Genomic DNA, 789 nt, shown 5'->3' on the forward strand with positions numbered 1-789 from the left:
GGAAACAGCAGCTTTTGGTACGGCGATGATTTCTGCTGGGATTGTTCCAGAGAGTGCCGCGCGTGGTTTTAATGCCATGAGTGCGCGCATTCAGGCAGGGGGCAAACATATTGAAGATGCTTTTGCCAATATCGGGCTTTCTCGCGAAAAATTCATGCAAGATCTGGACAAAGATGCCACAGGTACCTTGGTACGCTTTTTTAATGTGTTGGGTAAATCCGAACAGGGCATGCGCTCGCTGATTGCCATTGCTGGGCGCGATTTTACTGGTGATTTTGCCAAATTGGTGGGTAACCCCGAATTGTTAGGGCAAGCTTTAGAGTATGTGAAAGATCCACAAGTCTTTAAAGGTTCGGTAGAACAAGAAGCAGACAAACAAGCAACCGGTGCCATGCGGCAATTTGAATTGTTGCAAAACCGCATTGTGGCTTTAGGGATTAGCATTGGTGAAGTGCTTCTGCCCCCCCTCAACAGTTTGATGGAAAGTGTTGGCAATTTTACCAATGGGCTTATGGCGTGGGCGAATGCGCACCCAACTTTAACAAGCGCCATCATCAAAACCATTGCTGCCCTGATGGCTTTTAATATTGCTCTGCGCGTGTTGCGCTTTACTCTTGCTGGGACACGCCTTGGGCTTCTTCAATTGATGGGCTCTTTTATCAAGATGGGTGCTGTTAGTCGTGGTGTTGCTGCAAGCTGGCGGGGCTTAGCAGCCGCAGGGCGCTCGCTGGGCTTGCTAACCGCGGGTCTTGGGGCAAGTTCACTCCGACTCTTACGCCCCATAACTTT

Annotated in this window: 1 protein-coding gene; it reads left to right on the plus strand. The window is 49.8% G+C overall.

The features are described 5' to 3' along the window. A partial coding sequence (locus ACFIKJ_RS09525; protein ID WP_375670562.1) for a phage tail tape measure protein occupies positions 1–789 on the plus strand: 789 nt, incomplete at both ends.

Origin of the sequence: Bartonella sp. PS7NMGDW (assembly GCF_042193585.1) — a bacterium.
In the GTDB taxonomy this organism is placed as follows: Bacteria; Pseudomonadota; Alphaproteobacteria; order Rhizobiales; family Rhizobiaceae; genus Bartonella; species Bartonella grahamii.